Below are 26,244 nucleotides of genomic sequence, written 5' to 3'. Positions count from 1 at the left end.
TGTAGGAGCTGCCGCAGGCTGCGATCTTTTGATCTTGTTTTTACGCATCGTTTTCGTGGGTCAGTTCCAGTACCCGGTCGACCAGCTTGTTGATCCCCGATGCCGCTTCACTGATCGATTGCGCCAGCATGTAAGCCGGTGTGCTCACCAGTTTGCGAGCCTTGTCCTCGACGATCTCACTGACCGCGCAATCGGTATGGGTCGCGCCCATCTTGTTCATCGCGGCAGCGGTATCGGTGTCGTTGCCTATGGTGCAGGTGACGCCAGGGCCGTAGATCTTTGCCGCCAGGGCAGGGGAGATGCACATCAACCCCACCGGTTTACCAGCCTCGGCAAAGGCTTCGGTCAGTGCCAGGACATCCGGTTGAACGCTGCAGCCGGCGCCTTCGATGGCGAAGTTGGACAGGTTCTTGGCCGAGCCGAAGCCGCCGGGCACGATCAGCGCATCGAACTCATCGACGTTCGCGTCACGGATATCCTTGATGTTGCCCCGGGCAATCCGCGCCGATTCCACCAGCACGTTGCGCGATTCGGGCATTTCTTCGCCGGTCAGGTGGTTGATCACATGCAACTGCGCGATGTTCGGTGCGAAACACTGCACCTGGGCACCGCGCTGGTCCAGGCGCAGCAGGGTGATGACGCTCTCGTGGAGCTCGGCGCCGTCGTACACGCCACAACCGGAAAGGATCACTGCAACTTTTTTGCTCATGGGCTTTTCTCCAGATTCATGGCGTTAAATGTCCACTAATTTGTCCTGCGTTGCCATAGGGTTAATTCACGGCTGCACATAGCATCTGTCCTCAAGATTCCGATCAGGGCGCGTCATGGACTTCATTCTGTATGCGGTGCCATTTTTCTTTGTGCTGATCGCTGCCGAGCTGCTGGCCGACCGTTGGCGCGGGGTGAGCAATTATCGGGTGGCGGACGCGATCAACAGCATCAGCACCGGCGTGCTGTCGACCACCACGGGTCTGTTGACCAAGGGGGTGGGGCTGGTGACCTATGGGTTTGCCCTCAAGCACCTGGCACTGTTCGAACTGTCGGCCGACAACGTCTGGACATGGGTGTTTGCCTTTGTCTTCTACGATTTCTGCTACTACTGGCTGCACCGCATGGGCCACGAGCGCAACATCCTCTGGGCCGCCCATTCGGTGCATCACCAGAGCGAGGACTACAACCTGTCCACGGCGTTGCGCCAGACCAGCACCGGCTTCCTGCTGGGCTGGATCTTCTATCTGCCGATGGCGGTGTCCGGCGTGCCGCTGCTGGTGTTCGTCAGCGTCGCGGCGCTGAACCTGCTGTACCAGTTCTGGGTGCACACGCGGCACATTCCCAAGCTCGGCTGGTTCGAATGGTTCTTTGTCACGCCGTCCAATCATCGGGCCCACCATGCACAGAACGCTCTCTACATGGATCGCAACTATGGCGGCGTGTTCATTATTTGGGACCGTCTGTTCGGCTCGTTCCAGGAAGAAGACGACAACGAGCCGGTGATCTTCGGCGTGACCACGCCGCTGGCGAGCTGGAACCCCGTGTGGGCGAACGTGCAGTTCTACGCGCAGTTGTGGGTAGATGCGCGGCGTGCCGAAAGCACCCGGGACAAGCTGCGGATCTGGTTCATGCGCACCGGCTGGCGCCCGGCGGACGTGGCGGCCAGATACCCGATGAACAAGCCGGATCTCAGCCAGTTTCGTAAATTCGAGGTGGCGTTGGACGGGCGTCAGCAGCTCTACGTCCTCTTGCAGTTTTGCGTCTATATCGTACTGGGCAGTTACCTGATGAATCTTGAGTCGAAGCTGCCAGTCGCCGCCCTGGTGTCGGGCTGGGGAGCGATGGCGTTCGGTCTGTTTGTGCTGGGCGTGGCCCTGGAGAATCGCCCGTGGGCGTTGAAGCTGGAGCTGGTGCGGCTGGCGTCGAATCTGCCATTGGCATGGCTGGCCCCGATGGTGGGGCTGTGGCCGGCTAGCGCGCTGGGCTGGGTCGGCCTGCTCAGTTACAGCCTGTTGAGCGGCGTCGGTATTTACTGTTGCAGGAGCCGCATCACTCGGTTGGCGTCGTAGGGCCTTCGGTGTTGGTTCGCACAGCTTTCAGGGCTTGTTCGTCGGCGTAGACCTGCTTGGCCAGGCGGGCATTCTTGAAGCGCCGACGCAGCCACAGCACGAAGCCCAGGACCAGCAGCGCACCGAGTACCCATAGCTCGTACTTCTTCACACTGCCGAGCATGCCTTCGAGCACGGCGCCGAAATGGTATGCGGCGGCCGCCAGGGCTGTGGCCCAGATCGCTGCGCCAATGCCGTTGAGCAGCAGGTAACGGCCCGGCGGATAACCTGACAGCCCGATGGCCACCGGCATGACCGTGCGCAAACCGTAGACGAAGCGGAAGCTCAGCACCCAGATGTCCGGGTGCTTGCGAATGTGTTCCAGCGCCCGGTCACCCATCATCTGCCAGCGCGGTTTGCGCTCCAACAGTTTGCGGCCGTGCTTGCGCCCCAGGAAATACCACAGCTGGTCGCCGGCATAGCTGCCGAAGAAGGCCACGACCACCACCAGGTTGATGTCCATGTATCCACGGAACGCGAGGAAGCCCGCGAGTACCAGGATGGTTTCGCCTTCGAAGAACGTGCCTAGAAAAAGGGCAAAGTAGCCGAAGTCATGCAGAAATTGTTGGAGCATTGTCTGGGTGCTGGCGAAATGAACGCGCAGCCTAACCCTTCGGGCACATTCAGGAAAGTGTCCAAATGTGTCTCGACGTGAACATTTCCTACAACGACAATGGAATGCGGCTACCTGTCGCAGCGTGCACATAACTGTCACGCGTTCGTCATAATGGCCGCTTATAACTGTCACGCTCGCACGTCTGCGGGCTCAGGAGTCTGCCGTGAGCTTTACCCCCGCCAACCGTTTGTTCCCCGCAACCCGCCTGCGCCGCAATCGTCGTGACGACTTTTCGCGTCGCCTGGTGCGTGAAAACGTCCTGACCGTCGATGACTTGATCCTGCCGGTGTTCGTACTGGACGGTGAAAACCGTCGCGAAGCGGTGGCTTCGATGCCGGGCGTCGAACGCCTGACCATCGACCTGTTGCTGGAAGAAGCGGCCAAGTGGGTCGAGCTGGGGATTGCGGCGCTGGCGCTGTTCCCGGTGACACCCGCGGAACTCAAGTCGCTGGACGCCGCCGAAGCGTGGAACCCCGAAGGCATCGCCCAGCGCGCGACCCGTGCGCTGCGTGCGCGATTCCCTGAGCTGGGCGTGATCACCGACGTTGCCCTGGACCCGTTCACCACCCACGGCCAGGACGGCATTCTTGATGAAGAAGGCTACGTGCAGAACGACATCACCGTCGACGCACTGGTCAGGCAAGCCCTGTCCCACGCCGAAGCCGGCGCTCAGGTCGTGGCGCCATCGGACATGATGGACGGTCGCATCCAGGCGATCCGCGAAGCCCTCGAAGTGGCCGGTCACGTCAACGTGCGGATCATGGCCTACTCGGCCAAGTACGCCAGTGCCTATTACGGCCCGTTCCGCGATGCGGTCGGTTCGGCGCTGAACCTGGGCAAGGCCAACAAGGCCTCCTATCAGATGGACCCGGCCAACAGCAACGAAGCCTTGCACGAAGTGGCGGCGGACTTGTCAGAAGGTGCAGACATGGTCATGGTCAAGCCGGGCATGCCGTACCTGGACATCCTGTGCCGGGTAAAAGAAGAATTCAAAGTGCCGACGTTTGTTTATCAAGTCAGCGGCGAATACGCCATGCACATGGCGGCGATCCAGAATGGCTGGTTGAGCGAAGGGGTTATCCTCGAGTCCTTGACCGCTTTCAAACGTGCAGGGGCTGATGGCATCCTGACGTACTTTGCCGTTCGTGCCGCTCAATTGTTACGAGAGCAAAAATAGCCCTCCCAGGAACATTCGATGAATACCGAAGTACTCACTGAAGTTGCCGTAAAAGACGCTCAACCTGTGGTGGAGCAAGTCGACGAGACCCCGCCGGAGCTGGAGCCAGCTCCGCCCGCGGCGGTCGTCGAAACCGCCGTGACAGCGCCAGCGCCAGCGCTGGCCATTCCCGGCCTGGATGACAGCAGCCTGTACATCCACCGCGAGCTCTCGCAACTGCAGTTCAACATCCGCGTGCTGGAGCAGGCGCTGGACGAGTCCTATCCATTGCTGGAGCGGCTGAAGTTTCTGTTGATCTTCTCCAGCAACCTGGACGAGTTCTTCGAAATTCGGGTCGCCGGCCTCAAGAAGCAGATCACCTTCGCCCGTGAACAGGCCGGCGCCGATGGTCTGCAACCGCATCAGGCGCTGGCGCGCATCAGCGAACTGGTCCACGGTCACGTCGATCGCCAGTACGCGATCCTCAACGACATTCTGTTGCCGGAACTGGAAAAACATCAGGTCCGCTTCATCCGTCGCCGTAACTGGACGACCAAGCTCAAGACCTGGGTCCGCCGCTATTTCCGTGACGAGATCGCACCGATCATCACCCCGATCGGCCTCGACCCGACGCACCCGTTCCCGTTGCTGGTGAACAAGAGCCTGAACTTCATCGTCGAACTCGAAGGCATCGACGCCTTTGGCCGCGATTCCGGCCTGGCGATCATCCCGGCGCCACGCCTGCTGCCGCGCATCATCAAGGTGCCGGAAGAAGTTGGCGGCGCTGGCGACAACTATGTATTCCTGTCGTCGATGATCCACGCTCACGCCGATGACCTGTTCCAGGGCATGAAGGTCAAGGGTTGCTACCAGTTCCGCCTGACCCGTAACGCCGACCTGGCGCTGGACTCCGAAGACGTCGAAGACCTGGCCCGCGCCTTGCGCGGCGAACTGTTCTCCCGTCGCTATGGCGATGCGGTGCGTCTGGAAGTGGCCGACACCTGCCCGAAGCACCTGTCCGATTACCTGCTCAAGCAATTCAACCTGAGCGAGTCGGAGTTGTATCAGGTCAACGGTCCGGTGAACCTGACGCGACTGTTCAGCATCACTGGCCTGGACAGCCAGCGCGAGCTGCAATACCTGCCGTTCACGCCGCAGATTCCGAAACTGCTGCAGAACAGCGAGAACATTTTCAGCGTGATCAGCAAGCAGGACATCCTGCTGCTGCACCCGTTCGAGTCGTTCACCCCGGTAGTCGACCTGCTGCGCCAGGCCGCCAAGGACCCACACGTTCTGGCGGTGCGCCAGACCCTGTACCGCTCCGGCGCCAACTCGGAAATCGTCGATGCGCTGGTGGATGCTGCGCGTAACGGCAAGGAAGTCACGGCGGTGATCGAATTGCGTGCGCGGTTCGACGAGGAATCCAACCTGCAACTGGCCAGCCGTCTGCAAGCGGCCGGTGCGGTGGTGATCTACGGCGTGGTCGGCTTCAAGACCCACGCCAAGATGATGCTGATTTTGCGGCGCGAGGCCGGTGAAATCGTGCGTTACGCGCACCTCGGCACCGGTAACTACCACGCCGGCAACGCCCGCCTGTATACCGACTACAGCCTGCTGACCTCCGACGACGCCTTGTGCGAAGACGTCGGCAAACTGTTCAGCCAGTTGATCGGCATGGGTAAGACGCTGCGCATGAAGAAACTGCTGCACGCGCCGTTCACCCTGAAGAAGGGCATGCTCGACATGATTGCCCGGGAAACCCAGTTCGCCCTCGACGGCAAACCGGCGCACATCATTGCCAAGTTCAACTCGCTGACCGATCCGAAGATCATCCGCGCGCTGTACAAGGCCAGCCAGTCAGGCGTGCGCATCGATCTGGTGGTGCGTGGCATGTGCTGCCTGCGGCCGGGCATCGCCGGGGTTTCCCACAACATCCATGTGCGCTCGATCATCGGCCGCTTCCTGGAGCACACCCGGGTCTTCTATTTCCTCAACGGTGGCGACGAGCAGATGTTCCTGTCCAGTGCCGACTGGATGGAACGCAACCTCGACAAGCGCGTCGAGACTTGCTTCCCGGTGGAGGGTAAGAAGCTGATCATGCGGGTCAAGAAAGAGCTGGAGTTGTATCTGACCGATAACACCCACAGTTGGAGCCTGCAGTCGGACGGTCGTTACATCCGTAACACACCGACCGGCAACCAGAACCCGCGCAGCGCCCAGGCGACGTTGCTGGAGCGTTTGGGCAGTCCGATCCTGGCGGTTCGTTAACTCGGAACCTGTGGGAGCGGCACAAAAAAGGCCTTCCGAAGAAGGCCTTTTTCAGTTTCAGCGAGCGCTCAACACGATATCGACCCGGGTCAGCCATTGCGCTTCGATTTCGAAGTCGGCCTGGGTCAGCTGGTTTTCGTCCAGCCAGTTCTCCGGGAACACCACTTCGAGGCTATTGCCGTGGGCGTTCAGCTCCACCTGGGGCATTTGCTGGGTGCCACGGATGTGGTGGAACAGGATCGCAAAGCGCAGCAGCACGCACAGGCGAATCAGCTTGATGCCGTCATCGCCGAAATCGGCGAACTTGTCCTTGGGAATGTTGCGTCGGTGGCCGCGTACCAGCAGTGCGAGCATCAACTGGTCTTCGCGGGAGAACCCGGCGAGGTCCGAGTGCTCGATCAGGTAGGCGCCGTGCTTGTGGTACTGGTAGTGAGCGATGTCCAGGCCCACCTCATGGACCTTGGCCGCCCAGCCGAGCAGTTCGCGCCAGACGCCGTCTTCCAGGTCCCAATCCTCGGCCACCTGGTCGAACGCATGTAGTGCCTTGCGCTCGACCCGTACCGCCTGTTCCTGATCGACGTGGTAGCGCTCCATCAGCGAAGTGAGCGTACGTTCGCGCACGTCTTCGTGATGATGACGGCCCAGCAGGTCATAGAGCACGCCTTCGCGCAGGGCACCTTCGCAGTGGTCCATGCGCTGCAGTTCGAGGGAGTCGAAGATGGCTTCGAGGATCGCCAGGCCCGCTGGAAAAATTGCCCGGCGATCCGGTTTAATGCCTTCGAAATCGATTTTTTCGACGTCGCCCAGCTTGATCAGTTTGCGCTTGAGCCAGGCCAGGCCTTCGGCGTTGACCTCGCCGGTGCCGTGGCCGCCGGCCTTCAGCGCCAGACCGATGGCGCGGATGGTGCCCGAGGAGCCGATGGCTTCATCCCAGGTCAGGCGGTGCAGGGCGTGCTCGATGCTCATGATCTCCAGCCGCGCCGCAGTGTACGCCTGGGCGTAACGGGCCGGAGTGATCTTGCCGTCCTTGAAATAGCGCTGGGTGTAGCTGACGCAACCCATCTGCAGGCTTTCGCGCAGCAGCGGCTCGAAGCGCTGGCCAATGATGAATTCGGTACTGCCGCCACCGATGTCGGCCACCAGGCGCTTGCCGGGGGTATCGGCGAGGGTGTGGGACACGCCGAGGTAGATCAGGCGCGCTTCTTCACGGCCGGAAATGACTTCCACCGGGTGGCCGAGAATTTCTTCGGCGCGACGGATGAATTCGGCGCGGTTGCGGGCTTCACGCAGGGCGTTGGTACCCACGATTCGCACGGCGCCGGTGGGCATGCCGCTGATCAGTTGGGCGAAGCGCTTGAGGCAGTCGAGCCCGCGCTGCATCGATTCTTCGTTGAGATGGCGCTCTTCGTCGATGCCGGCGGCCAGCTGAACCTTCTCCCCGAGACGCTCGAGAATACGGATCTCGCCGTTCTGGGCCTTGGCCACGACCATGTGAAAACTGTTGGAGCCCAGGTCGATTGCGGCGATCAGGGACAGATTCTTGGCTTTGGATTGCGGCATGGTCTGGGGTCTCGGTCGATAACCTCGACATCGTGCCACGATCAAAGGCTGGCGCCAACGCGTAGGAGCTGTCGAAGGCTGCGATCTTCTGCCGCGGGAATATTTGCGGTGCTGCTGATGGCCTCTTCGCGAGCAAGCCCGCTCCCACATTTAACCGCGTACCTCAGTAACAACGCGGTCAACTGTGGGAGCGGGCTTGCTCGCGAAGGCGGCCTTCCGGTCAACAAAGATCTATCAGCCCACAGCCTCAACCGTCCCGATGAAATTCGCCAGTTCCGCCGTCTGGGGGTTGGCGAACAGTAGTTTCGGATCCCCAACCTCATGCACCTTGCCCTGGTGCATGAACACCAACTTGTCCCCAACCTCCCGGGCGAAGCGCATTTCGTGGGTGACCATGATAAGCGTCATGCCTTCGCTGGCCAGTTGCCGGACCACGCTCAGCACTTCATTGACCAGTTCCGGGTCCAGCGCCGAGGTGATTTCGTCGCACAGCAAAACCTTCGGCGACATCGCCAGTGCCCGGGCAATCGCCACCCGCTGTTGCTGCCCACCGGACAGCCGATCAGGAAAGGCATCGAACTTTTCCCCCAGCCCGACCCTTTCCAGCATCTGCCGCGCCAATTCGGCGGCCTTGGCTTTCGGCACTTTCTGCACCACTTGCGGCGCGAGCATGACGTTCTCACCCACGGTCAGGTGCGGGAACAGGTTGAACTGCTGGAACACCATGCCGACTTTCTGCCGCAGGCTGCGCAGGTCGGCGCGGGCGGCGTCGAGGTACTCGCCGTCGACTTCGATCACGCCGTCGTTGATCGACTCCAGGCCGTTGAGGGTGCGCAGCAAAGTGGACTTGCCCGAGCCGCTGCGACCGATGATCGCCACCACCTGGCCTTCCTCGATGCTCAGGTCGATGCCTTTGAGCACATGGTGATCGCCATAATATTTATGCAGGGCGGAAATTCTAAGCAGAGGCATGCAGTCTCCTTTCCAGGTAGCGCGCACTGAGCGACAAGGGGTAGCAGAGCAGGAAATAGCCGAGGGCGACGAGGCCGTAGACCATGAAGGGTTCGAAGGTGGCGTTGGCGAGCATGCCGCCGGTCTTGGTCAACTCGGTGAAGCCGATGATCGAGGTCACGGCGGTGCCTTTGACCACCTGCACCGAAAACCCCACTGTCGGCGCCACGGCGATGCGCAGGGCCTGAGGCAGGATCACATGGCGCAATTGCTCCAGAGGGGTCAGCGCCAGACTCGATGAGGCTTCCCATTGGCCGTTTGGAATCGAATCGACGCAACCGCGCCAGATCTCCGCCAGATAAGCGCTGGTGAACAACGTCAGTGCAATCGCCGCCGCCATCCACGGCGAAATCTCTATCCCGGCCAATGCCACGCCGAAAAACACCAGGAACAGCTGCATCAATAGCGGTGTGCCCTGGAACAGTTCGATGTAGGTACGGGCGAAACTACGCGGCAGGGATTTTTTCGAGATACGCATGACCATGATCAGCAAGCCAATCAGCCCGCCGCCAATGAACGCCACCAGTGACAGCGCCAGCGTCCATTGCAGTCCCATGAGCAGGTTGCGCACGATGTCCCAGAAGGTGAAGTCGCTCATCGGCTGCTCCTTGCAATGAAGCGGTGGCCTATCCAGTTCAGCAACTGGCGGATCAGCAGCGCCATGCACAGATAGAGCAAGGTAGTCAGGGCATAGGTTTCAAAGGCGCGGAAGTTGCGCGATTGAATGAAGTTGGCGGCGAAGCTCAGCTCCTCCGTCGCAATCTGCGAACACACCGCCGAGCCGAGCATGACGATGATGATCTGGCTGCTCAGGGCCGGCCAGACCTTGCCCAGGGCCGGTAGCAGCACCACATGGCGGAACGCCTCGAAGCGCGTCATCGCCAGTGCTGCCGCGGCTTCCAGCTGACCCCGGGGGATCGCCTGGATGCCGGCGCGGATGATCTCGGTGGAATAGGCGCCGAGGTTGATGACCATCGCCAGCACCGCCGCCTGCCATTCGGAAATTTGCACGCCCAGGGACGGCAAGCCGAAGAAGATGAAAAACAACTGCACCAGGAATGGCGTGTTGCGGATCAACTCGACGTAGACCGCGAAAATTCCCGCGAAAGGCCGAATGTTCCACGCCCGCACCAGCGCCCCGACGATGCCCAGTCCCACGCCGAGCACAGCGCCGATGGCGGTCAGCTCAAGGGTGAACAACGCACCGCGCAGCAACAGGTCGGTGTTGTTCACCACCGGCAGGAAATCGAACTGATAAGCCATAAAACGTCTCCAGCACGCCGAATCAGAGATCGGCCGGCAACGGCTCTTTCAGCCAGGTCAGGGCGTTCTTTTCCAGCGCGCCGTCACTCTTGGCGGTCACGAGGATCTGGTTGACCTTGTCCAGCAGCGCCGGCTCGTTCTTGTTGACGCCGACGTAGACCGGCGAATCCTTGAGCTTCACTTTCAGCGCCGGCACGCGTTTCGGGCTTTTCTCGCTGATCGCGACCATCACCACGTTGCCGCTGGCGATCAGGTCGACTTGCCCGGCCAGGTACGCGGCAATGGTCGAGTTGTTGTCTTCGAAACGCTTGATGGCCACGCCTTCGGGGGCGACCTTGGTCAGCTCGATGTCTTCGATGGCACCACGGGTGACGCTGATGGTTTTGCCCTTGAGATCGTCCAGGCCCTTGATGTCGGCGTCTGGCGGACCGAACACGGCGAGGTAGAACGGTGCGTAGGCACGGGAGAAGTCGATGACTTTTTCGCGCTCCGGGTTCTTGCCGAGGCTGGAGATCACCAGGTCGACCTTGCCGGTGGTGAGGAACGGGATGCGGTTGGTGCTGTTGACCGGGGTCAGTTCGAGCTTGACCTTGAGCTGATCGGCCAGCAGTTTCGCGGTGTCGATATCGAGGCCGCGGGGTTTCATGTCCGGGCCGACCGAGCCGAAGGGCGGGAAGTCCTGGGGCACGGCCACCTTGAGGACGCCGCGCTTGACCACATCCTCCAGACCGTCGGCGTGGGCGGGTGCCTGGTTCAGCATCAGGCTGGCAAACAGGGCGGCGAGGAGGGCGCTGTAACGCTGGGTCATGGCAAATCTCCGGATCGGCAAGAAGTGATTTCTGCGGATCGACAGAGCATGGGCCATGCCAACATGGGGTCTTGAGGGCGCCAGGGCGCGGTTTTGCTGGTGTCGTACGGTCTTACTGGTCTGAACAGTCGGGTTGCGTTTCGCACCCCGATGGCGCAGCCGTGAAAATCACCGAACCCCCATGGGGCACGACTTGCCGGGCGTCGCGAATAGCTTTACAACTGAGCGCACATTGGCCTGGTTCGTCTGGAAAACCATGAACTCGATCTCCCGCGCCGTACCTGAAGTGGCGCTGCAAGCCATCCGTAAACTGATTACCGAACAGGGCTTCGGGCCGGGGGATGCCTTGCCTTCGCAACGGGACCTGGCGGTGCAACTGGGGGTCAGTCGGGCGTCGCTGCGCGAGGCGTTGTCATCGCTGAGTGCGCTGGGGGTCATCAGCATCCAGCCGGGCAAAGGCGTATTCGTGCAGTCGCCGGTGGAGCTGCCGCGTGGCGATGCAGCGCCGGGCTGGCCGTTCGCGGCGCAGGCTTCGCCGCTGGACATCTTCCAGTTGCGCTATGCGCTGGAAGGGTTTGCGGCGGGGTTGGCGGCCGTAACCTTGAGCACCGACGAACTGGATGCGCTGGAAGACAATGTCGCCGCCATGCGTAACGAACTGAAGTCCGGCGACTTCGAAGCCGCGGCCCGCCTGGATTTCGAATTCCACCGCCGCATCCTGCTGGCCAGCGGCAATCAGGCGATGCTGAGCATCCTGACTGCCAGCGCCGACATCTTCCTGGAGAGTCAGAAGCTACCGTTCATCCGGGTCGAACGTGCCATGGAAACCTGGCAGGAACACCGTAAAATCCTTCGTGCGCTGGCCCGTCGAGCGTCTGGCGCCGCGCAAAAGGCTATGCAAGAGCACGTACGCAATGCCGCGCTGCGTACCGGAATCGCGTTCATCGCTCCCGTCGCTTCATGACCTGAGCTATACCCAAACTCATGAATCACCATAGCGAGACTCAATCATCTGCACCTTCCTGAACGAGGGAAGGACCGCTATGATGGGCCACGTTTTTTTGCTTACAACCTGGAGAATTCCATGAGCAGCGATCTTATCAAACACGTTAGCGACGCTAGCTTCGAGGCCGACGTACTCAAGGCCGAAGGCGCTGTACTGGTCGACTACTGGGCTGAATGGTGCGGCCCTTGCAAAATGATCGCTCCGGTTCTGGACGAAATTGCCGAGACTTACAAAGGCAAGCTGACCGTTGCCAAGCTGAACATCGACGAGAACCAGGAAACCCCGGCCAAGCACGGCGTGCGCGGTATCCCGACCCTGATGCTGTTCAAGAACGGCAACGTTGAAGCGACCAAGGTCGGCGCACTGTCGAAGTCGCAACTGGCTGCCTTCCTCGACGCCAACATCTAAGCGTCGCTGCAAAGTGTCCTGAAAAAGCCCCGCAAAATAGCGGGGCTTTTTGCGTATTCAGGGCTAGACGCTCCTAAACTCAGGTGGTACATTCGGCCCCGCACTGGTTTCTCCATTGCCCCCTGCTAGCCGTCGCCGACGCACTCCTTTTCGAATAAGTACGCGATCCTGTCGCCTTCTCTGCGGCGCGGCCTCATTAAGCCAAAAGCTTAATTTCCCCCCTCCATAAATGATTACGTCATTCCTATATGAATCTGACTGAACTCAAGCAAAAGCCGATTACCGAACTGCTCGAATTGGCCGAACAGATGGGCATAGAAAATATGGCCCGTTCGCGCAAGCAGGACGTGATTTTCTCCCTGCTCAAGAAGCACGCGAAAAGCGGTGAGGAAATCTCCGGTGATGGCGTGCTGGAGATTCTCCAGGACGGCTTCGGCTTCCTGCGCTCCGCTGACGCTTCCTATCTCGCCGGCCCAGACGATATCTACGTCTCGCCGAGCCAGATCCGTCGCTTCAACTTGCGCACCGGTGACACCATCGTTGGCAAGATCCGCCCTCCAAAGGAAGGCGAGCGTTATTTCGCGCTGCTCAAGGTCGACACGATCAACTACGACCGTCCGGAAAACGCGAAGAACAAGATTCTCTTCGAGAACCTGACCCCGCTGTTCCCGACCGTGCGCATGAAGATGGAAGCCGGTAACGGCTCCACCGAAGACTTGACCGGTCGTGTCATCGACCTGTGCGCCCCGATCGGCAAAGGCCAGCGCGGCCTGATCGTTGCACCGCCGAAAGCCGGCAAGACGATCATGCTGCAGAACATCGCGGCGAACATCGCACGTAACAACCCTGAAGTTCATCTGATCGTATTGCTGATCGATGAACGTCCGGAAGAAGTGACCGAAATGCAGCGCACCGTGCGCGGCGAAGTGGTTGCCTCGACGTTCGACGAGCCGCCAACCCGCCACGTGCAGGTTGCCGAAATGGTGATCGAGAAGGCCAAGCGCCTGGTCGAGCACAAGAAAGACGTGGTGATCCTGCTCGACTCCATCACCCGTCTGGCCCGTGCCTACAACACCGTGATCCCGAGCTCCGGCAAGGTACTGACCGGTGGTGTCGATGCCCACGCCCTGGAGAAACCGAAACGTTTCTTCGGCGCCGCGCGGAACATCGAAGAAGGCGGCTCGCTGACCATCATCGCCACCGCGCTGGTTGAAACCGGCTCGAAGATGGACGAAGTGATCTACGAGGAATTCAAAGGCACCGGCAACATGGAGCTGCCGCTGGATCGCCGTATCGCTGAAAAGCGCGTCTTCCCGGCCATCAACATCAACCGTTCCGGCACCCGCCGCGAAGAGTTGCTGACTGCCGACGACGAGCTGCAGCGCATGTGGATCCTGCGCAAGCTGCTGCACCCGATGGATGAAGTGGCTGCCATCGAGTTCCTGGTCGACAAGCTGAAAACGACCAAGACCAACGACGAATTCTTCCTGTCGATGAAACGCAAGTAACATCGCCCGTTGAGTTCAAGAGAATGGCGCCCCGGTGGGGCGCCATTTTTTTTGCCCGCACTTTTTTGCCCGCGCCATGGGAGGTTTTTGATTGGCCAAGGTCAGTTACTTGGCAATTCAACCAGGCGCGTTTGCAGTCATCTCCGGGGACGATGCCCAAGCGCGCTGAAAACAACGATCTGAATGGTTTAATGTTTATGAGCTCACTGGCTTATCGACGGGATATCGACGGCTTGCGCGCAGTGGCGGTGATCGCTGTCGTGCTGTTTCATTTTGGTGTTCCGGGGTTTACCGGCGGCTTTGTCGGCGTGGACGTGTTTTTCGTGATTTCCGGTTACCTGATCACCTCGATCATCTGGAATCAGCGCCAGGCCGGACAATTCAGCTTTGTCGATTTCTGGGCCCGGCGTGCGCGGCGGATTTTGCCGGCGTTGTTCGCGATGATCATCGCGGTGCTGGCGGTCGGCTGGTTTTTGCTGGCACCGAAGGATTACGAAGAGCTGGGGCGATCGGTGCGTTACCAGGTGATGTTCGTGTCCAACATCCTGTTCATGCGCCAGGACGGCTATTTCGATGTCGCCTCCGATCTCAAACCCCTGCTGCACACCTGGTCGCTGGCCGTGGAGGAGCAGTTTTACATCGTCTTCCCGTTGCTGCTGACACTGCTGTCGAGCCGTCTCAAGCATCGGCGACTGACGCTGTTCGGCGTATTGCTGCTGTCCTTTGGCTTGAGCGTGTGGGCCGTCGCCCATCATCCGGAAAAAGCCTTCTTCCTGTTGCCGATGCGTGCGTGGGAGCTGTTGGCCGGAGCGATGCTGGCGGTCGCGCCCAAGTCTGCGTGGCGTCTCAAGCCGATGGCGGCGCAGTGGCTGAGCCTGCTGGGCATGGTGCTGATCCTGCTGGCGGTGTTCGGTTATGACAAGGCCACGCCATTCCCGGGCGTTGCTGCGTTGTTGCCGGTGCTGGGTGTGGTGCTGCTGATTCTGGCCAACGGTCATCGTGAAACCTGGATTGGTCAGTTTTTGAGCAGTCGGATAATGGTCGGCCTCGGCCTGGTTTCTTATTCCTGGTACCTGTGGCACTGGCCGGTGTTCGTATTCTCCCGCTATGCCAGCGTCGGTGAGCCGAGTGCTTTCGACAGTGCCGGGTTGATTCTGCTGACGCTGTTGCTGGGTTATCTGTCCTGGAAATTTGTCGAAACCCCGTTTCGTGAGCGTCGCCTGATTGCCGGACGCCGGCAGATCCTGCTCGCCAGCGCATGCGGTGTCCTGGTGCTCGGCCTGGCCGGGCAGACCTTGCGCTGGACCGACGGCTTGCCGTGGCGTCTGTCTGACCAGGCCTTGCAATACGCCAAGGCTCGCGAATGGCGACCGGAGCTGATGGCCTGCCTGGCCGATGACAAGACGCCGGATGACAAGTTGTTCTGCCGTTATGGCGCACAAAATCGCCTGCCCCCAGCGCTTGTCTGGGGCGATAGCCATGCCACGGCGTTGATTCCGGTTTTCGACGAGGGTGCCAAGGCCCATGGCGTCAACGTGATCCTCGCCAGTTCTGCTGGTTGTTTGCCAGTCGATGGCCTGGAGCACGATGCGCGTTGTGCGCGGTTCAACCGGCGCGTTGAACAGGCCTTGATGCCGCAAGCTGTCGGCGATGTGGTGTTGGTCGCGCACTGGAGCCTGTACCTCTATGGCGACGGCAAAGGTGACTTGGGCCACGCACTGAAAAGCGCTGACGGGCACTACGACCGCGCCAGCGCCGAACAACGTCTGGCCGATGGCTTGCGTGCACGAGTCGCGCAATTGCGTGCAGGCGGGCATCGGGTCTGGCTGGTAAAAGAGGTGCCGTTGCAGGCCTTCAGCCCTCCGTATCGCCTCACCCGCCTGGCAATGCTGGACCGCCCGGTCGACGATGTCGGGCTGGCGCTCGCAGAGCACCACAAGCGCCAGGCATTCATCAGTCGATTGTTTGCACAACTGGCGCAAGACCCGGCGGTACAGGTGGTGGACCCGGCGCCAAGGCTGTGTGACGCGAGCGGCCTGTGCCGCGCCGAACGCAGCGGCTACTCGTTGTACACCGATGACAATCACCTCTCGGAAGTCGGTGCGCGGTTCGTGGCGCCGATCCTCGAACCGCTGTTTGTCAGTCTGCAGCCGGGGCAAACCCGGGGTAATGCATCCAGATAAGCAGCGATAAGCTGCCAGCGGCCAGCAGAGCAGGTAGGATGTACGCCTATTTTTCGGGTGCCATCATCAAATGAAATTCAAGGATCTTCGGGATTTCGTGCAGCAGCTTGAGCAGCGCGGAGAGTTGAAACGCATCCAGATCCCCGTCTCTCCAGTGCTGGAGATGACCGAGGTGTGTGATCGCACACTGCGTGCCAAAGGCCCGGCGCTGTTGTTCGAAAAGCCGACAGGCTATGACATCCCGGTGCTCGGCAACCTGTTCGGCACCCCCGAGCGGGTCGCCATGGGCATGGGTGCCGAGTCGGTCAGCGAGCTGCGCGAAATCGGCAAGCTGCTTGCGTTCCTCAAGGAGCCCGAGCCGCCGAAAGGCTTGAAGGATGCCTGGTCCAAGCTGCCGATCTTCCGCAAGATCATTTCGATGGCGCCGAAAGTCGTCAAGGACGCGGTGTGCCAGGAAGTGGTCATCGAAGGCGACGACGTCGACCTGGCCATGCTGCCGGTACAGACCTGCTGGCCGGGCGATGTCGGCCCGCTGATCACCTGGGGCCTGACCGTCACCAAAGGCCCGAACAAGGATCGCCAGAACCTCGGCATTTATCGTCAGCAGGTGATTGGTCGCAACAAAGTCATCATGCGCTGGCTGAGCCACCGTGGCGGCGCGCTGGATTACCGCGAGTGGTGCGAGAAGCACCCGGGCCAGCCGTTCCCGGTTTCCGTGGCCCTGGGTGCGGACCCGGCGACCATCCTCGGTGCCGTGACCCCGGTGCCCGACAGCCTTTCCGAATACGCCTTCGCCGGCCTGTTGCGCGGTAACCGCACTGAGCTGGTGAAGTGCCGCGGCAACGACCTGCAAGTGCCGGCCACCGCCGAAATCATCCTCGAAGGCGTAATCCATCCGGGCGAGATGGCCGATGAAGGCCCATACGGCGACCACACCGGTTACTACAATGAAGTCGACAGCTTCCCGGTGTTCACCGTCGAGCGCATCACCCATCGGATCAAGCCGATCTATCACAGCACCTACACCGGCCGTCCGCCGGATGAGCCGGCGATCCTCGGCGTGGCGTTGAACGAAGTGTTTGTGCCGATCCTGCAGAAGCAGTTCCCGGAGATCACCGATTTCTACCTGCCACCCGAAGGCTGCTCGTACCGCATGGCCATCGTGACCATGAAGAAGTCGTATCCGGGCCACGCCAAGCGGGTAATGCTGGGTGTCTGGTCGTTTTTGCGACAGTTCATGTACACCAAATTCGTTATCGTCACCGACGACGATATCAACGCCCGGGACTGGAACGACGTGGTCTGGGCCATCACCACGCGCATGGATCCCAAGCGCGACACGGTGATGATCGACAACACGCCGATCGACTACCTGGACTTTGCCTCGCCGGTGTCCGGCCTGGGGTCGAAAATGGGCCTTGATGCCACGCATAAATGGCCGGGCGAAACTACCCGCGAATGGGGCCGGGTCATCGTCAAGGACGATGCCGTGACCCAGCGGATCGATGCCATCTGGAATCAGTTAGGAATAGATTGATGCGTGTAACCTTGCAGCCCTCCGGAGCAGTGCTTGAGATATTGCCCGGCGAGCGGATTCTCGATGGCGCACGACGTCTGGGCTACGAATGCCCGCAAAGCTGCCGCAACGGCAATTGCCACGTGTGCGCGGCGCTGCTGGTGGAAGGCCGGGTCGAGCAGGCCGGCAATGTGCGCGACCATGGCGAGTTCTACACTTGCATAGCAGAGCCGCTGGAAGACTGCATCGTGCTGTGGGATGGCGTGCTCGCGCTGGGAGAACTGCCGGTGCGCAGCGTGTCGTGTCAGGTCATTGAGTGCAAGGGGGTGGGCGGCGACACCTGGCGCGTGCGTCTGCGGGCTCCGGCCGGTAAACCACCGCGCTACCACGCCGGCCAGTACTTGATGATCGAGCGCGAGAACGGCGAAAAGTCCGCCTTCTCCCTCGCCTCGGCCCCGCATGCGGGGCGCGACCTGGAAATCCACGTACTGGCGCGCGAATCCAGTGCGCTGAGCCTGATCGAACAGCTCCAGCGCAACAGCATGGTGCGGGTCGAATTGCCGTTTGGCGATACCCACCTGGAGGAGTTGCCGGACGGTCCTCTCGTGCTGATCGCCGCTGGTACCGGCATGGGCCAGATCCACAGTCTGATCGAGCATTGCCGGGCCTCGGGGTTCAAGCACCCGGTGCATCTGTATTGGGGCGTGCGTCGTCCTGAAGATTTTTATCAAATCGAGCATTGGGACGAATGGCTGAAGCTGCCCAACCTGTTCCTGCACAAGGTCGTCAGCGATCAATGCGGTTGGGGAGGGCGGTGCGGCATGTTGCATGAAGCGGTCTGTGAAGACTTCCCTGACCTCAAGCCGCTGCACGTGTACGCCAGCGGCTCTCCGGCCATGGTCTACGGCACGCTGGATGCGCTGGTGGAAGCGGGGATGGACGCCCACCAGATGCGCGCCGACGTTTTTGCGTATGCGCCGCGCCCTTGAGCCGCGATCTTGATCCGCGATCTTGATCCGCGCTCTTTCGTTATAACTCTATATATAGCCAATCGGCATTTATAAACTTTTATAAATGTCGGTAGGTTATATGTCGTTCAGGCATTTAAATAAGTACGGTGCCATGGCATTCAAATTGCCTTAAAACTTATGTGCCTTATTGTTACAGCTGTGCGTTCTATTAAGTAATTCTTCACTCGCGGGGAGCTGAACGCTATTCGCCATGAGCGCCATTGAATCTGCTTTTTTGAATCTGGCTTACCCTCCGCGGCTCGATCTGGGGCCGCAGCTCACGCACGAACAACTGCTCGGCTCGATGCAATCGACTCATGGCGCGCCACAAAGGTGGGCCGGTCTGGTTGTTTGCGTATGGTTCACTGATCTGGCGCCCTGAGTGCACGGCGGTTGAGCGGGTTCGCGGCCGGGTGCATGGCTACCATCGCGGGTTGTACCTGTGGTCCCACGAACATCGCGGCACACCGGAAATGCCTGGCCTGGTGTTTGGCCTGGATCGCGGCGGTTCTTGCAGCGGTTTCGCCTATCGCTTGCCCGAAGAGCAACTCGAAGCCTCGCTCTACGCACTATGGCAGCGCGAGATGCCTTTCCCTTCCTACCGCCCGCACTGGCTCAACTGCCGTCTCGAAGATGGCAGCCAGGTTCAGGCATTGGGATTCGTTCTGGAGCGACACCTGCCCAGCTATGCCGGCAACCTGCCGGACCATGTGCTGAGCCATGTGTTCGAAAACGCCTGCGGGCGCTACGGCACCACTCGCGATTATGTCGAGCAGACCGCGCACGCCCTGCGCAGCCACGCCATGCCAGACCGGAATCTGGAGGCGCGGCTCAAGCGCTGTAAATCAACGGCCGATCAAGCGAGTGCTTCGCGGCCCTGACTGGCGATTTGTTTGTGCCGTAGCGTCGGGGCCAGGAAGGCCATCGCCAGCAGGCAGGCGCCGACCAGCAGCACGAAGCCGCCGTCCCAGCCGAAATGGTCCACGGTGTAGCCCATCGCTGCACTGGCCGCGACCGAACCGCCCAAGTAGCCGAACAGACCGGTAAAGCCCGCCGCCGTACCGGCAGCTTTCTTCGGTGCCAGTTCCAGCGCCTGCAGGCCGATCAGCATTACCGGGCCGTAGATCAGGAAGCCGATGGAAAGCAGCGCGATCATGTCGACCATCGGATTACCGGCAGGGTTGAGCCAGTAAACCAGCGTCGCAACCGTCACCAGCGCCATGAACACCATGCCGGTCAGGCCACGGTTGCCCCGGAAGATCTTGTCCGACATCCAGCCGCACAGCAGCGTGCCCGGGATACCTGCCCACTCGTAGAAGAAGTACGCCCACGAGGTTTTATCCACAGTGAAACCCTTGGCCTCCTTGAGGTAGGTTGGCGCCCAGTCCAGCACGCCGTAACGCAGCAGATAGACAAAGACGTTGGCCAGGGCGATGTACCAGAGCATTTTGTTGCGCAGCACGTATTTGACGAAAATTTCCTTGGCGCTGAATTCCTCTTCGTGGCTGGCGTCGTAGCCTTCCGGGTAGTCGTTCTTGTATTGCTCGATCGGCGGCAGGCCAACCGATTGCGGGGTGTCGCGCATGGTCACAAAGGCAAACACCGCTACTGCCAGCGCCACGGCTGCCGGCACGTAGAACGCGGCGTGCCAGTCATTGAACAGGCCCATGCCGATCAGGAACAACGGGCCGATCAGGCCACCACCGACGTTATGCGCCACGTTCCACACGGACACCACGCCGCCACGTTCCTTCTGCGACCACCAGTGCACCATGGTCCGGCCACTTGGCGGCCAACCCATGCCCTGCGCCCAGCCGTTGATGAACAGCAGAATGAACATCATGGTCACGCTGGACGTCGCCCAGGGTGCGAAACCGAAAATGAACATCACTCCGGCCGACACCAATAGGCCGAACGGCAGGAAGAAGCGCGGGTTGGAACGGTCGGACACCAGGCCCATCAGAAACTTCGACAGGCCGTAGGCAATCGCGATGGCAGACATCGCCAGGCCCAGCTGGCCACGGGAGTAACCCTCGTCGATCAGGTACGGCATGGCCAGGGAGAAGTTCTTGCGCAGCAGGTAGTAACCGGCATAGCCGATGAAGATACCGGCGAAAATCTGCCAGCGCAGGCGTCGGTAGGTGCTGTCTATTTTTTCTTCAGGCAATGGAGCCTGATGTGCGGCAGGACGAAAGAAAGCAAACATTCAAGAGCTCCAGGTTTCTTGTTTTGACTGCGGATACGAATGTTACAGTTTCGTTACCGAAAATAGCACCGGTTCTCATCGGCAAAACAGCGGAAATGTTGGATATCGCGCGTTCCTTTATGAACATGTCGGTCAGATGTAAGTGAGGGGCGTTGTAGGAAGCGTTACCTGTTTGGTTGGCAGGCGCTTGATGTGCCTGAAATAGGGCAGGTCTTTAGGAAAGGCCCTTCGTTTAAAGCAGAAGTCATGGCGTTATGCCGAATGACTCAGCGCCTTAACCTTTGTGCTGTTGCCAGGTCTGGCGTTGTAGGCGAAGGGAGAGGGACATGCGGTGGTGGGTATGCGTGCTGTTGTTGGTGGTGTCCCTAGATGTCAGGGCCGGGGAGGTGTTCCTGATTCCCGAGAATAATCCGAAGCCGGTTTATCCAATGGCGCTGCATAGGGCGGGTGTCACCGGGATGGTGCGTGTCAGCATGATTGTGAAGGCCGATGGATCAGTCAGTAATGCCGTGATTGCGCAAAGTGTGCATCCCGAACTCGAAGAGGCATCATTGGCCGCAGTCAACCAATGGCGATTCAAGCCGTGGACAGTTACCAAGGATCAGCCTGCACAAATCATCGTGGTCGCACCTATGGAGTACAGGCTGGACAGAGATCATCCCTTCCACGTCAACAAGGAATTGGAGCGGCTGAAATGCAGTGCTATCGCACGGGCATCGTTGAACATCGCCACTTCCTCGTGGGTGGACCTGCCGGTTTTCAGCTGGACTCGCAGTTACCTGACCCACTCGCTTTCACCGACGCAATTGCCGGAAGAGAAACGTCTGGCTCTGATCGCCAGGCTCAATGCCAGCGTGCGTTCGATTGTGCAGCGGTGTAGCGCACATCCGGCAAGTCGGTATGTGCGGTTTTTGCCGGAGGAGATTCGGGTGTTGCTTTGACGGCAAGAAAGAGCGCGGCTAAATGGCCGCGCTTTTATTGCAGATAGAGATTCAGCGAACCTGCACCACCACTTTCCCCACCGCTTTACGCTGGCCAAGGTCATTGATCGCCTGCGCCGCATTGCTCAGCGGATACACCTGAGACACCAGCGGCTTGAGCTTGCCTTCGGCAAACCAGCCAAACAACTGCTGGAAGTTTGCCGCATTGTCTTGCGGCTGACGTTGGGCGAACGAGCCCCAGAACACGCCGAGCACCGCCGCACCCTTGAGCAGGGCCAGGTTGACCGGCAACTCGGGAATGCGCCCGCTGGCGAAGCCGACCACCAGCAGGCGGCCGTTCCAGGCGATGGCGCGGATCGCCTGGTCGAACAGGTCGCCGCCGACCGGGTCGTAGATCACGTCGGCACCCTGGCCGTCGGTCAGGCGCTTGATTTCGTCCTTGAGGCTGGTTTCGCTGTAGTTGATCAGTTCGTCGGCACCGGCGGCCTTGGCCACGGCGAGTTTCTCTGCGCTGCTGGCCGCGGCGATCACCCGGGCGCCCATGGCTTTGCCGATTTCCACCGCCGCCAGGCCGACACCACCGGAGGCACCAAGCACCAGCAGGGTTTCGCCCGGCTGCAGGTTACCGCGCTGCTTGAGGGCGTGCATCGAGGTGCCGTAGGTCATGCTGAAGGCGGCGGCAGTGTTGAAGTCCATCGATGGCGGGATCGGCAGCGCGTTGTAACCCGGTACAGCGACCTGCTCGGCAAAGCTGCCCCAGCCGGTCAGGGCCATGACCCGGTCACCGACTTTCAGGTGGCTGACCTTTTCGCCCACTGCGCTGACCACGCCGGCCGCTTCACCGCCCGGTGAAAACGGGAAGGGCGGCTTGAACTGGTATTTGCCCTCGATGATCAACGTGTCGGGGAAGTTCACCCCGGCGGCGTGCACGTCCAGCAGGATTTCGTTCTTCTTTGCGACAGGACTGGCGACGTCTTCCAGCACCAGCGATTCGGCAGGGCCGAAGGCTTTGCACAGCACGGCTTTCATCAGGGCTATTCCTTTGGGAGTGATGGCCGATAAGTGTAGGTGTGTGGGTCGATGGGTCAACGAGCATGCCCGACCCTGATAGTCAGCCATAAGCTTGTGCTGGCGTGGCGGGTCGTTATGCTAGGCCGCAAACCGGATAAGGAGCGAATTGTGAAAGCGTGGATCATGTTGATGCTGGCCCTGTCCCTGCCTGTGGCAGCGGTGGCCGAAGAAGCCAGGGAAGATGCAGCGCCGAAAGTCAGTTACATCACCCTGAGCCCGCCGTTCGTGGGTAACTACGGGCTGGATGGCACGCCGAAACTGAAGGTCTACAAGGCCGATGTGGCGTTGCGGGTAACCGGTGACGAAGCCGCCAAGGCGGTGAAGGCCAATGAGCCGTTGATCCGCAATCAATTGGTCGCGCTGTTCGCCCAGCAGACCACCGAGACGATGAACAATGTCGAGGCCAAGGAAAAGCTGCGTCAGGAAGCGTTGAAGCAGACCCAGCAGGTGATGAACGACGAAACCGGTAAGCCGGTGGTTGAGGATTTGTTGTTCAACAACCTGATCATCCAATAAGACTCTCGCTGTCCTGACGGGCCTCTTCGCGAGCAAGCCCGCTCCCACAGGGTTCCGTGGTGGACTTATGATCATGTTCCAACACAAATCCACTGTGGGAGCGGGCTTGCCCGCGAAGGCGTTCTGAAAGACGCTGCAAATCCTACGGCTTGAGCGCAACCACCGCTGCCCACTGCTCCGCCGTCACCGGCATCACCGACAGCCGCGAGCCTTTCTGCACCAGCGGCAACCCGGCCAGTGCCGTCTGCTGTTTCAGATAATCCAGTTTCAGCACCCGGGCAAAGGTCTCGACATGCTCGACATCGATCGCGCTCCAGGCGTTTTTGTCCGGGGTGGCCTTAGGGTCGAAATAATGGCTCTCTGGCTCCAGCGCCGTCGGGTCCGGATACGCGGCTTCGACAATCTTGCCGATTCCGGCGATGCCCGGCTCAGGGCAGCTGGAATGATAGAAAAAGAACTCATCCCCCACCGCCATGGTCCGCAGGAAATTGCGTGCCTGATAGTTGCGAACCCCGTCCCAGCGCGCTTTGCCGAGCTTTTCCAGCCCCTTGATCGAGAGTTCGTCGGGCTCGGACTTCATCAGCCAATAGGCCATGTCTGTTGCTCCTTGCGTGGTGATTGAGCAGCTTGTCGGCGATTTTATGACAAACCGACAGTCGGTTGACGTCAGCATTTGCGCAGCGGTTCACGTTGTCGCAAAATGCCGGCCTTTAGAGCTTGACGCTGCTGCACGGCCTACAAACGGAAACCGCTGCTGTCATCGTGTTGATGTGCCTTTGGGGGGCAATCGATGAAACGCAAACCGGATTTACTATGGATTTTGGTCATTTTGTTTGGCCTTGGCGTCGTAACCACTGGCTATGCCCAAAGCCTGTGGGCCAACAAGACCGATGCACCGGTCGAACTCGCCCAATTGCAGCAACAGTCGACCGCCTTCAAGCGCTGATCCTGTTGCCTCGGCGCCACTGATCGAAGTGGCGTCTAGCCTGCGTAATACCAGGCCTTGTCTGTCACCGTTCCTTGCAGCGGCACATCCCAGCTCGCCTGAGCCAATCGCGCCACTTTCTGACATTCATGGGCCAGCCCCAACAGCGTCGGCTTGCGCCAGTCGTTTCGTCGCGCCAGGTAGGCCAGGCTGCGGTCGTAGAAGCCACCGCCCATCCCCAGGCGCCCGCCGACATCGTCAAAACCCACCAATGGCAACAGCACCAGATCCAGTGCCCAGATCTTGCGCTGCCGGGCGAGGTTGGCCCGTGGTTCGAGAATACGGAAGCGGTTGGGTTTGAGTTTTTCCCCGGGTCGGATACGCTGGAACACCATTTTGGTTCGCGGCCAGGCGCTCAGCACCGGTAGATAGGTGGCCTTGCCCCGGCGTTGCGCGGCGCGCAGCAACAGGCGTGGATCGATTTCACCGTCGGTGGGCAGGTAGAGCGAGATGTGCCGGGCGCGGCGGAACAGCGGTTGCTGGGCCAATTGCTTGTACAGTCCGCGAGCGGCCTGGCGTTGCTGACTGGGAGTCAGTGCGCGGCGGGCCTTGCGCAGCATGCGTCGAAGTTGCGGGCGGGGGAGCAGCGCAGGTTCGGTCATGTATTCGGGCTTCAACAATGCGGATACGTGAAGCGTACCCGTAAAAACGCCAATGCCGGTATCAAAACCGGCATTGGACTGAAATCAGGCTCCCCGAATGTGCCGCTGTCGACTTAGCCCTTGAACCCGAAAGTTCAAGGTGGAAGATGCAGTAGGCTTTAAGGCTTTCCGTCTAGCGGACATGCACACCAGCCCAACGTGCAACCTCCAGGGTATAGCAAATCGGCTCAGGGACATCGCCAACTGGCAAGCACCCCAGGGAGTTAGGGGATTATACCGCAAGCGGCGGCGCGAATCAGCCTTTGGTGACGTCCGGATCGGTGGCGAGCGCCAGATCGACGCGATCGAGCAGGTCACGCACCTGTTCGCGGGTCGATCCGCTGGCCTGGATATCCGGGCGTTCTTCCTTGTGCAGCAAGTCGTGGGTGATGTTCAGCGCGGCCATCACGGCGATACGGTCGGCACCGATGACCTTGCCGCTGCTGCGGATCTCGCGCATCTTGCCGTCCAGATAACGGGCTGCGCTGACCAGGTTGCTGCGCTCTTCCTGAGGGCAGATGATCGAATACTCTTTGTCGAGGATCTGCACGGTGACGCTATTGCTTGAACTCATGAGTCTTGCTCCAGGGCCTTGAGGCGCGAAATCATCGATTCGACCTTACGCCGGGCGATTTCGTTTTTTTCAATGAGGTGCGCGCGTTCCTCGCGCCAGGTCTTTTCCTGAGCTAGTAAGAGTGCGTTTTGACTCTTAAGTTGCTCGACTCGGGTAATCAGCAGCTCGAGTCTGGCCATCAGCGCTTGCAGGTCGGTGTCTTCCATATTGTCCACTGTGTCTGACGGGGTAGCTGGCGGACAGCCTTTAATAGTCTTGGCGAGTCTGTCGATGTAGGATACAAGGCCTTCATTCTAGACATAGCGCCGTCTGGCGCCTAGCTGCCCATGACCATTCAGAATTCCCCGTACCAAGCCTTCGCCACCCTGCTGACTTCCAGCGGTCACAACGTCTCGCCCGCTGAACTGCACGGGCTGTTGCTCGGCCGCAGCTGCGCCGGCGCCGGTTTCGACGCCGAAGGCTGGCTGATCGACGCCGCTGAACTGCTCGAAAGCGAGCCGCAGGACAACGTTCGCAACGCCCTGACCGGCCTGCAAGAGATGGTAAAAGGCGAACTCACCGGCGATGACGTGACCGTCGTTCTGCTGCTGCCGACTGACGACGCCCCGCTCACCGAGCGTGCCGCTGCACTGGGCGAGTGGTGCCAGGGCTTCCTCAGTGGCTTTGGCTTGAACTGCCGTGACAGCAGCGCCCTGAGCACCGAGGCCACCGAGGTGTTGCAGGATCTGGCGGCCATTTCCCAGGTGCAAGATGCCCTGGAAGAGTCCGACGACGGCGAAAACGACTACATGGAAGTCATGGAGTACCTGCGCGTCGCACCGCTGCTGCTGTTCTCCGAGACCAAAAAAGACGTGCAGGTCGCTGCCAAACCGTCTTTGCACTAATCGTAAGACAGGGA

At 60.3% G+C, this 26,244-nt stretch carries 26 protein-coding genes, 1 other RNA gene and 1 pseudogene; 14 read left to right on the top strand and 14 right to left on the bottom strand.

The window, feature by feature from the left end; all coding sequences use genetic code 11:
* Positions 1-40 precede the first annotated feature (40 nt).
* Entirely contained in the window at positions 41-709 is a 669-nt protein-coding gene (gene elbB / locus AB4O40_RS16600; RefSeq protein WP_223541297.1) for an isoprenoid biosynthesis glyoxalase ElbB, read from the bottom strand.
* A 115-nt stretch (positions 710-824) separates the two neighbouring features.
* On the opposite strand from elbB, the gene AB4O40_RS16595 reads away from it, so the two are divergent.
* Positions 825-2,060, top strand: coding sequence for a sterol desaturase family protein (locus AB4O40_RS16595; protein ID WP_460053829.1), 1,236 nt, complete (start codon positions 825-827; stop codon positions 2,058-2,060).
* Here AB4O40_RS16595 and AB4O40_RS16590 read toward each other — a convergent pair.
* Complete coding sequence (locus AB4O40_RS16590; protein ID WP_460053830.1) at positions 2,041-2,673, bottom strand: DedA family protein; 633 nt, start codon at positions 2,671-2,673, stop codon at positions 2,041-2,043. The two genes, AB4O40_RS16595 and AB4O40_RS16590, sit on opposite strands and share 20 nt — an antisense overlap.
* A 205-nt stretch (positions 2,674-2,878) precedes the next feature.
* Between AB4O40_RS16590 and hemB the strand changes: the two genes are divergently transcribed.
* Both hemB and ppk1 read left to right on the top strand, forming a co-directional pair.
* A complete protein-coding gene (gene hemB, locus AB4O40_RS16585; RefSeq protein WP_056726380.1) occupies positions 2,879-3,892 on the top strand; it encodes a porphobilinogen synthase in 1,014 nt (337 codons plus the stop codon).
* 18 nt (positions 3,893-3,910) lie between these two features.
* The gene (gene ppk1 / locus AB4O40_RS16580; RefSeq protein WP_056726381.1) at positions 3,911-6,139 is read left to right on the top strand and encodes a polyphosphate kinase 1; all 2,229 of its coding nucleotides are present in this window, start codon (positions 3,911-3,913) and stop codon (positions 6,137-6,139) included.
* 57 nt (positions 6,140-6,196) lie between these two features.
* Here the strand turns inward: ppk1 and ppx are convergent, their stop codons facing one another.
* The 5 genes from ppx to AB4O40_RS16555 all read right to left on the bottom strand — a co-directional run bounded on the left by ppx (position 6,197) and on the right by AB4O40_RS16555 (position 10,781).
* Positions 6,197-7,699: an exopolyphosphatase gene (gene ppx / locus AB4O40_RS16575; RefSeq protein WP_056726382.1), complete on the bottom strand. Its 1,503-nt coding sequence runs from the start codon at positions 7,697-7,699 to the stop codon at positions 6,197-6,199.
* 234 nt (positions 7,700-7,933) lie between these two features.
* Positions 7,934-8,671, bottom strand: a complete 738-nt coding sequence (locus AB4O40_RS16570) for an amino acid ABC transporter ATP-binding protein (protein WP_056726383.1) — start codon at positions 8,669-8,671, stop codon at positions 7,934-7,936.
* Positions 8,658-9,308, bottom strand: coding sequence for an amino acid ABC transporter permease (locus AB4O40_RS16565; RefSeq protein WP_056726384.1), 651 nt, complete (start codon positions 9,306-9,308; stop codon positions 8,658-8,660). The genes AB4O40_RS16570 and AB4O40_RS16565 overlap by 14 nt, the downstream gene beginning before the upstream one ends.
* Positions 9,305-9,973 (bottom strand): amino acid ABC transporter permease, encoded by a 669-nt coding sequence (locus AB4O40_RS16560; RefSeq protein ID WP_046039042.1) that lies wholly within the window; start codon positions 9,971-9,973, stop codon positions 9,305-9,307. The genes AB4O40_RS16565 and AB4O40_RS16560 overlap by 4 nt, the downstream gene beginning before the upstream one ends.
* 22 nt (positions 9,974-9,995) lie before the next feature.
* A complete protein-coding gene (locus AB4O40_RS16555) occupies positions 9,996-10,781 on the bottom strand; it encodes a transporter substrate-binding domain-containing protein (RefSeq protein ID WP_056726385.1) in 786 nt (261 codons plus the stop codon).
* A gap of 256 nt (positions 10,782-11,037) precedes the next feature.
* Here AB4O40_RS16555 and AB4O40_RS16550 point away from each other — a divergent pair, with 256 nt between their 5' ends.
* The 7 genes and pseudogenes from AB4O40_RS16550 to AB4O40_RS16520 all read left to right on the top strand — a co-directional run bounded on the left by AB4O40_RS16550 (position 11,038) and on the right by AB4O40_RS16520 (position 19,293).
* On the top strand, positions 11,038-11,745 hold the full coding sequence (locus AB4O40_RS16550; RefSeq protein WP_056726675.1) for a FadR/GntR family transcriptional regulator: 708 nt from the start codon (positions 11,038-11,040) through the stop codon (positions 11,743-11,745).
* Positions 11,746-11,865: 120 nt separating this feature from the next.
* Positions 11,866-12,195, top strand: a complete 330-nt coding sequence (gene trxA / locus AB4O40_RS16545; RefSeq protein ID WP_003206727.1) for a thioredoxin TrxA — start codon at positions 11,866-11,868, stop codon at positions 12,193-12,195.
* Between the two features lie 248 nt (positions 12,196-12,443).
* Positions 12,444-13,703, top strand: a complete 1,260-nt coding sequence (gene rho / locus AB4O40_RS16540; protein WP_046039047.1) for a transcription termination factor Rho — start codon at positions 12,444-12,446, stop codon at positions 13,701-13,703.
* 197 nt (positions 13,704-13,900) lie between these two features.
* A complete protein-coding gene (locus AB4O40_RS16535; RefSeq protein WP_223541298.1) occupies positions 13,901-15,886 on the top strand; it encodes an acyltransferase family protein in 1,986 nt (661 codons plus the stop codon).
* Positions 15,887-15,956: 70 nt separating this feature from the next.
* Positions 15,957-17,423, top strand: coding sequence for a 4-hydroxy-3-polyprenylbenzoate decarboxylase (ubiD, locus tag AB4O40_RS16530; RefSeq protein ID WP_056726386.1), 1,467 nt, complete (start codon positions 15,957-15,959; stop codon positions 17,421-17,423).
* On the top strand, positions 17,423-18,391 hold the full coding sequence (locus AB4O40_RS16525) for a CDP-6-deoxy-delta-3,4-glucoseen reductase (RefSeq protein WP_056726387.1): 969 nt from the start codon (positions 17,423-17,425) through the stop codon (positions 18,389-18,391). Before ubiD ends, AB4O40_RS16525 begins: the two co-directional genes overlap by 1 nt.
* Positions 18,392-18,623: 232 nt before the next feature.
* A pseudogene (locus AB4O40_RS16520) lies at positions 18,624-19,293 on the top strand (gamma-glutamylcyclotransferase).
* On the opposite strand, the gene glpT reads toward AB4O40_RS16520, so the two are convergent.
* Complete coding sequence (glpT, locus tag AB4O40_RS16515; protein WP_008048696.1) at positions 19,269-20,618, bottom strand: glycerol-3-phosphate transporter; 1,350 nt, start codon at positions 20,616-20,618, stop codon at positions 19,269-19,271. The pseudogene AB4O40_RS16520 and the gene glpT overlap by 25 nt on opposite strands.
* Positions 20,619-20,944: 326 nt before the next feature.
* Between glpT and AB4O40_RS16510 the strand changes: the two genes are divergently transcribed.
* Positions 20,945-21,559 carry an energy transducer TonB gene (locus AB4O40_RS16510; protein WP_056726389.1) on the top strand — a complete coding sequence of 205 codons (615 nt, stop codon included), beginning with the start codon at positions 20,945-20,947 and terminating at the stop codon, positions 21,557-21,559.
* Between the two features lie 51 nt (positions 21,560-21,610).
* Here the strand turns inward: AB4O40_RS16510 and AB4O40_RS16505 are convergent, their stop codons facing one another.
* On the bottom strand, positions 21,611-22,588 hold the full coding sequence (locus tag AB4O40_RS16505) for an NADPH:quinone oxidoreductase family protein (RefSeq protein ID WP_056726390.1): 978 nt from the start codon (positions 22,586-22,588) through the stop codon (positions 21,611-21,613).
* A 150-nt stretch (positions 22,589-22,738) separates the two neighbouring features.
* On the opposite strand from AB4O40_RS16505, the gene AB4O40_RS16500 reads away from it, so the two are divergent.
* Positions 22,739-23,146, top strand: coding sequence for a flagellar basal body-associated protein FliL (locus AB4O40_RS16500; protein ID WP_056726391.1), 408 nt, complete (start codon positions 22,739-22,741; stop codon positions 23,144-23,146).
* 142 nt (positions 23,147-23,288) lie between these two features.
* On the opposite strand, the gene AB4O40_RS16495 is transcribed toward AB4O40_RS16500, so the two are convergent.
* Complete coding sequence (locus AB4O40_RS16495; RefSeq protein WP_056726392.1) at positions 23,289-23,741, bottom strand: EVE domain-containing protein; 453 nt, start codon at positions 23,739-23,741, stop codon at positions 23,289-23,291.
* A 195-nt stretch (positions 23,742-23,936) separates the two neighbouring features.
* Between AB4O40_RS16495 and AB4O40_RS16490 the strand changes: the two genes are divergently transcribed.
* Positions 23,937-24,092: a hypothetical protein gene (locus tag AB4O40_RS16490; RefSeq protein ID WP_007982896.1), complete on the top strand. Its 156-nt coding sequence runs from the start codon at positions 23,937-23,939 to the stop codon at positions 24,090-24,092.
* A 35-nt stretch (positions 24,093-24,127) separates the two neighbouring features.
* Here the strand turns inward: AB4O40_RS16490 and AB4O40_RS16485 are convergent, their stop codons facing one another.
* The 4 genes from AB4O40_RS16485 to AB4O40_RS16470 all read right to left on the bottom strand — a co-directional run bounded on the left by AB4O40_RS16485 (position 24,128) and on the right by AB4O40_RS16470 (position 25,552).
* The gene (locus tag AB4O40_RS16485; RefSeq protein WP_008048703.1) at positions 24,128-24,733 is read right to left on the bottom strand and encodes a 5-formyltetrahydrofolate cyclo-ligase; all 606 of its coding nucleotides are present in this window, start codon (positions 24,731-24,733) and stop codon (positions 24,128-24,130) included.
* Positions 24,734-24,819: 86 nt separating this feature from the next.
* A non-coding RNA gene (gene ssrS / locus AB4O40_RS16480) (6S RNA) lies at positions 24,820-24,998 on the bottom strand.
* Between the two features lie 30 nt (positions 24,999-25,028).
* Entirely contained in the window at positions 25,029-25,346 is a 318-nt protein-coding gene (locus AB4O40_RS16475; protein ID WP_007982900.1) for a cell division protein ZapA, read from the bottom strand.
* The gene (locus tag AB4O40_RS16470) at positions 25,343-25,552 is read right to left on the bottom strand and encodes a TIGR02449 family protein (RefSeq protein WP_007940359.1); all 210 of its coding nucleotides are present in this window, start codon (positions 25,550-25,552) and stop codon (positions 25,343-25,345) included. Before AB4O40_RS16470 ends, AB4O40_RS16475 begins: the two co-directional genes overlap by 4 nt.
* 120 nt (positions 25,553-25,672) lie before the next feature.
* On the opposite strand from AB4O40_RS16470, the gene AB4O40_RS16465 reads away from it, so the two are divergent.
* A complete protein-coding gene (locus AB4O40_RS16465; RefSeq protein WP_056726393.1) occupies positions 25,673-26,230 on the top strand; it encodes a YecA/YgfB family protein in 558 nt (185 codons plus the stop codon).
* Positions 26,231-26,244: the final 14 nt, after the last annotated feature.

This window comes from Pseudomonas sp. S2_F07, from assembly GCF_054668325.1.
The sequence above is the reverse complement of the archived record's forward strand: the minus strand, read 5'-3'. Positions and strand labels throughout refer to the sequence as shown.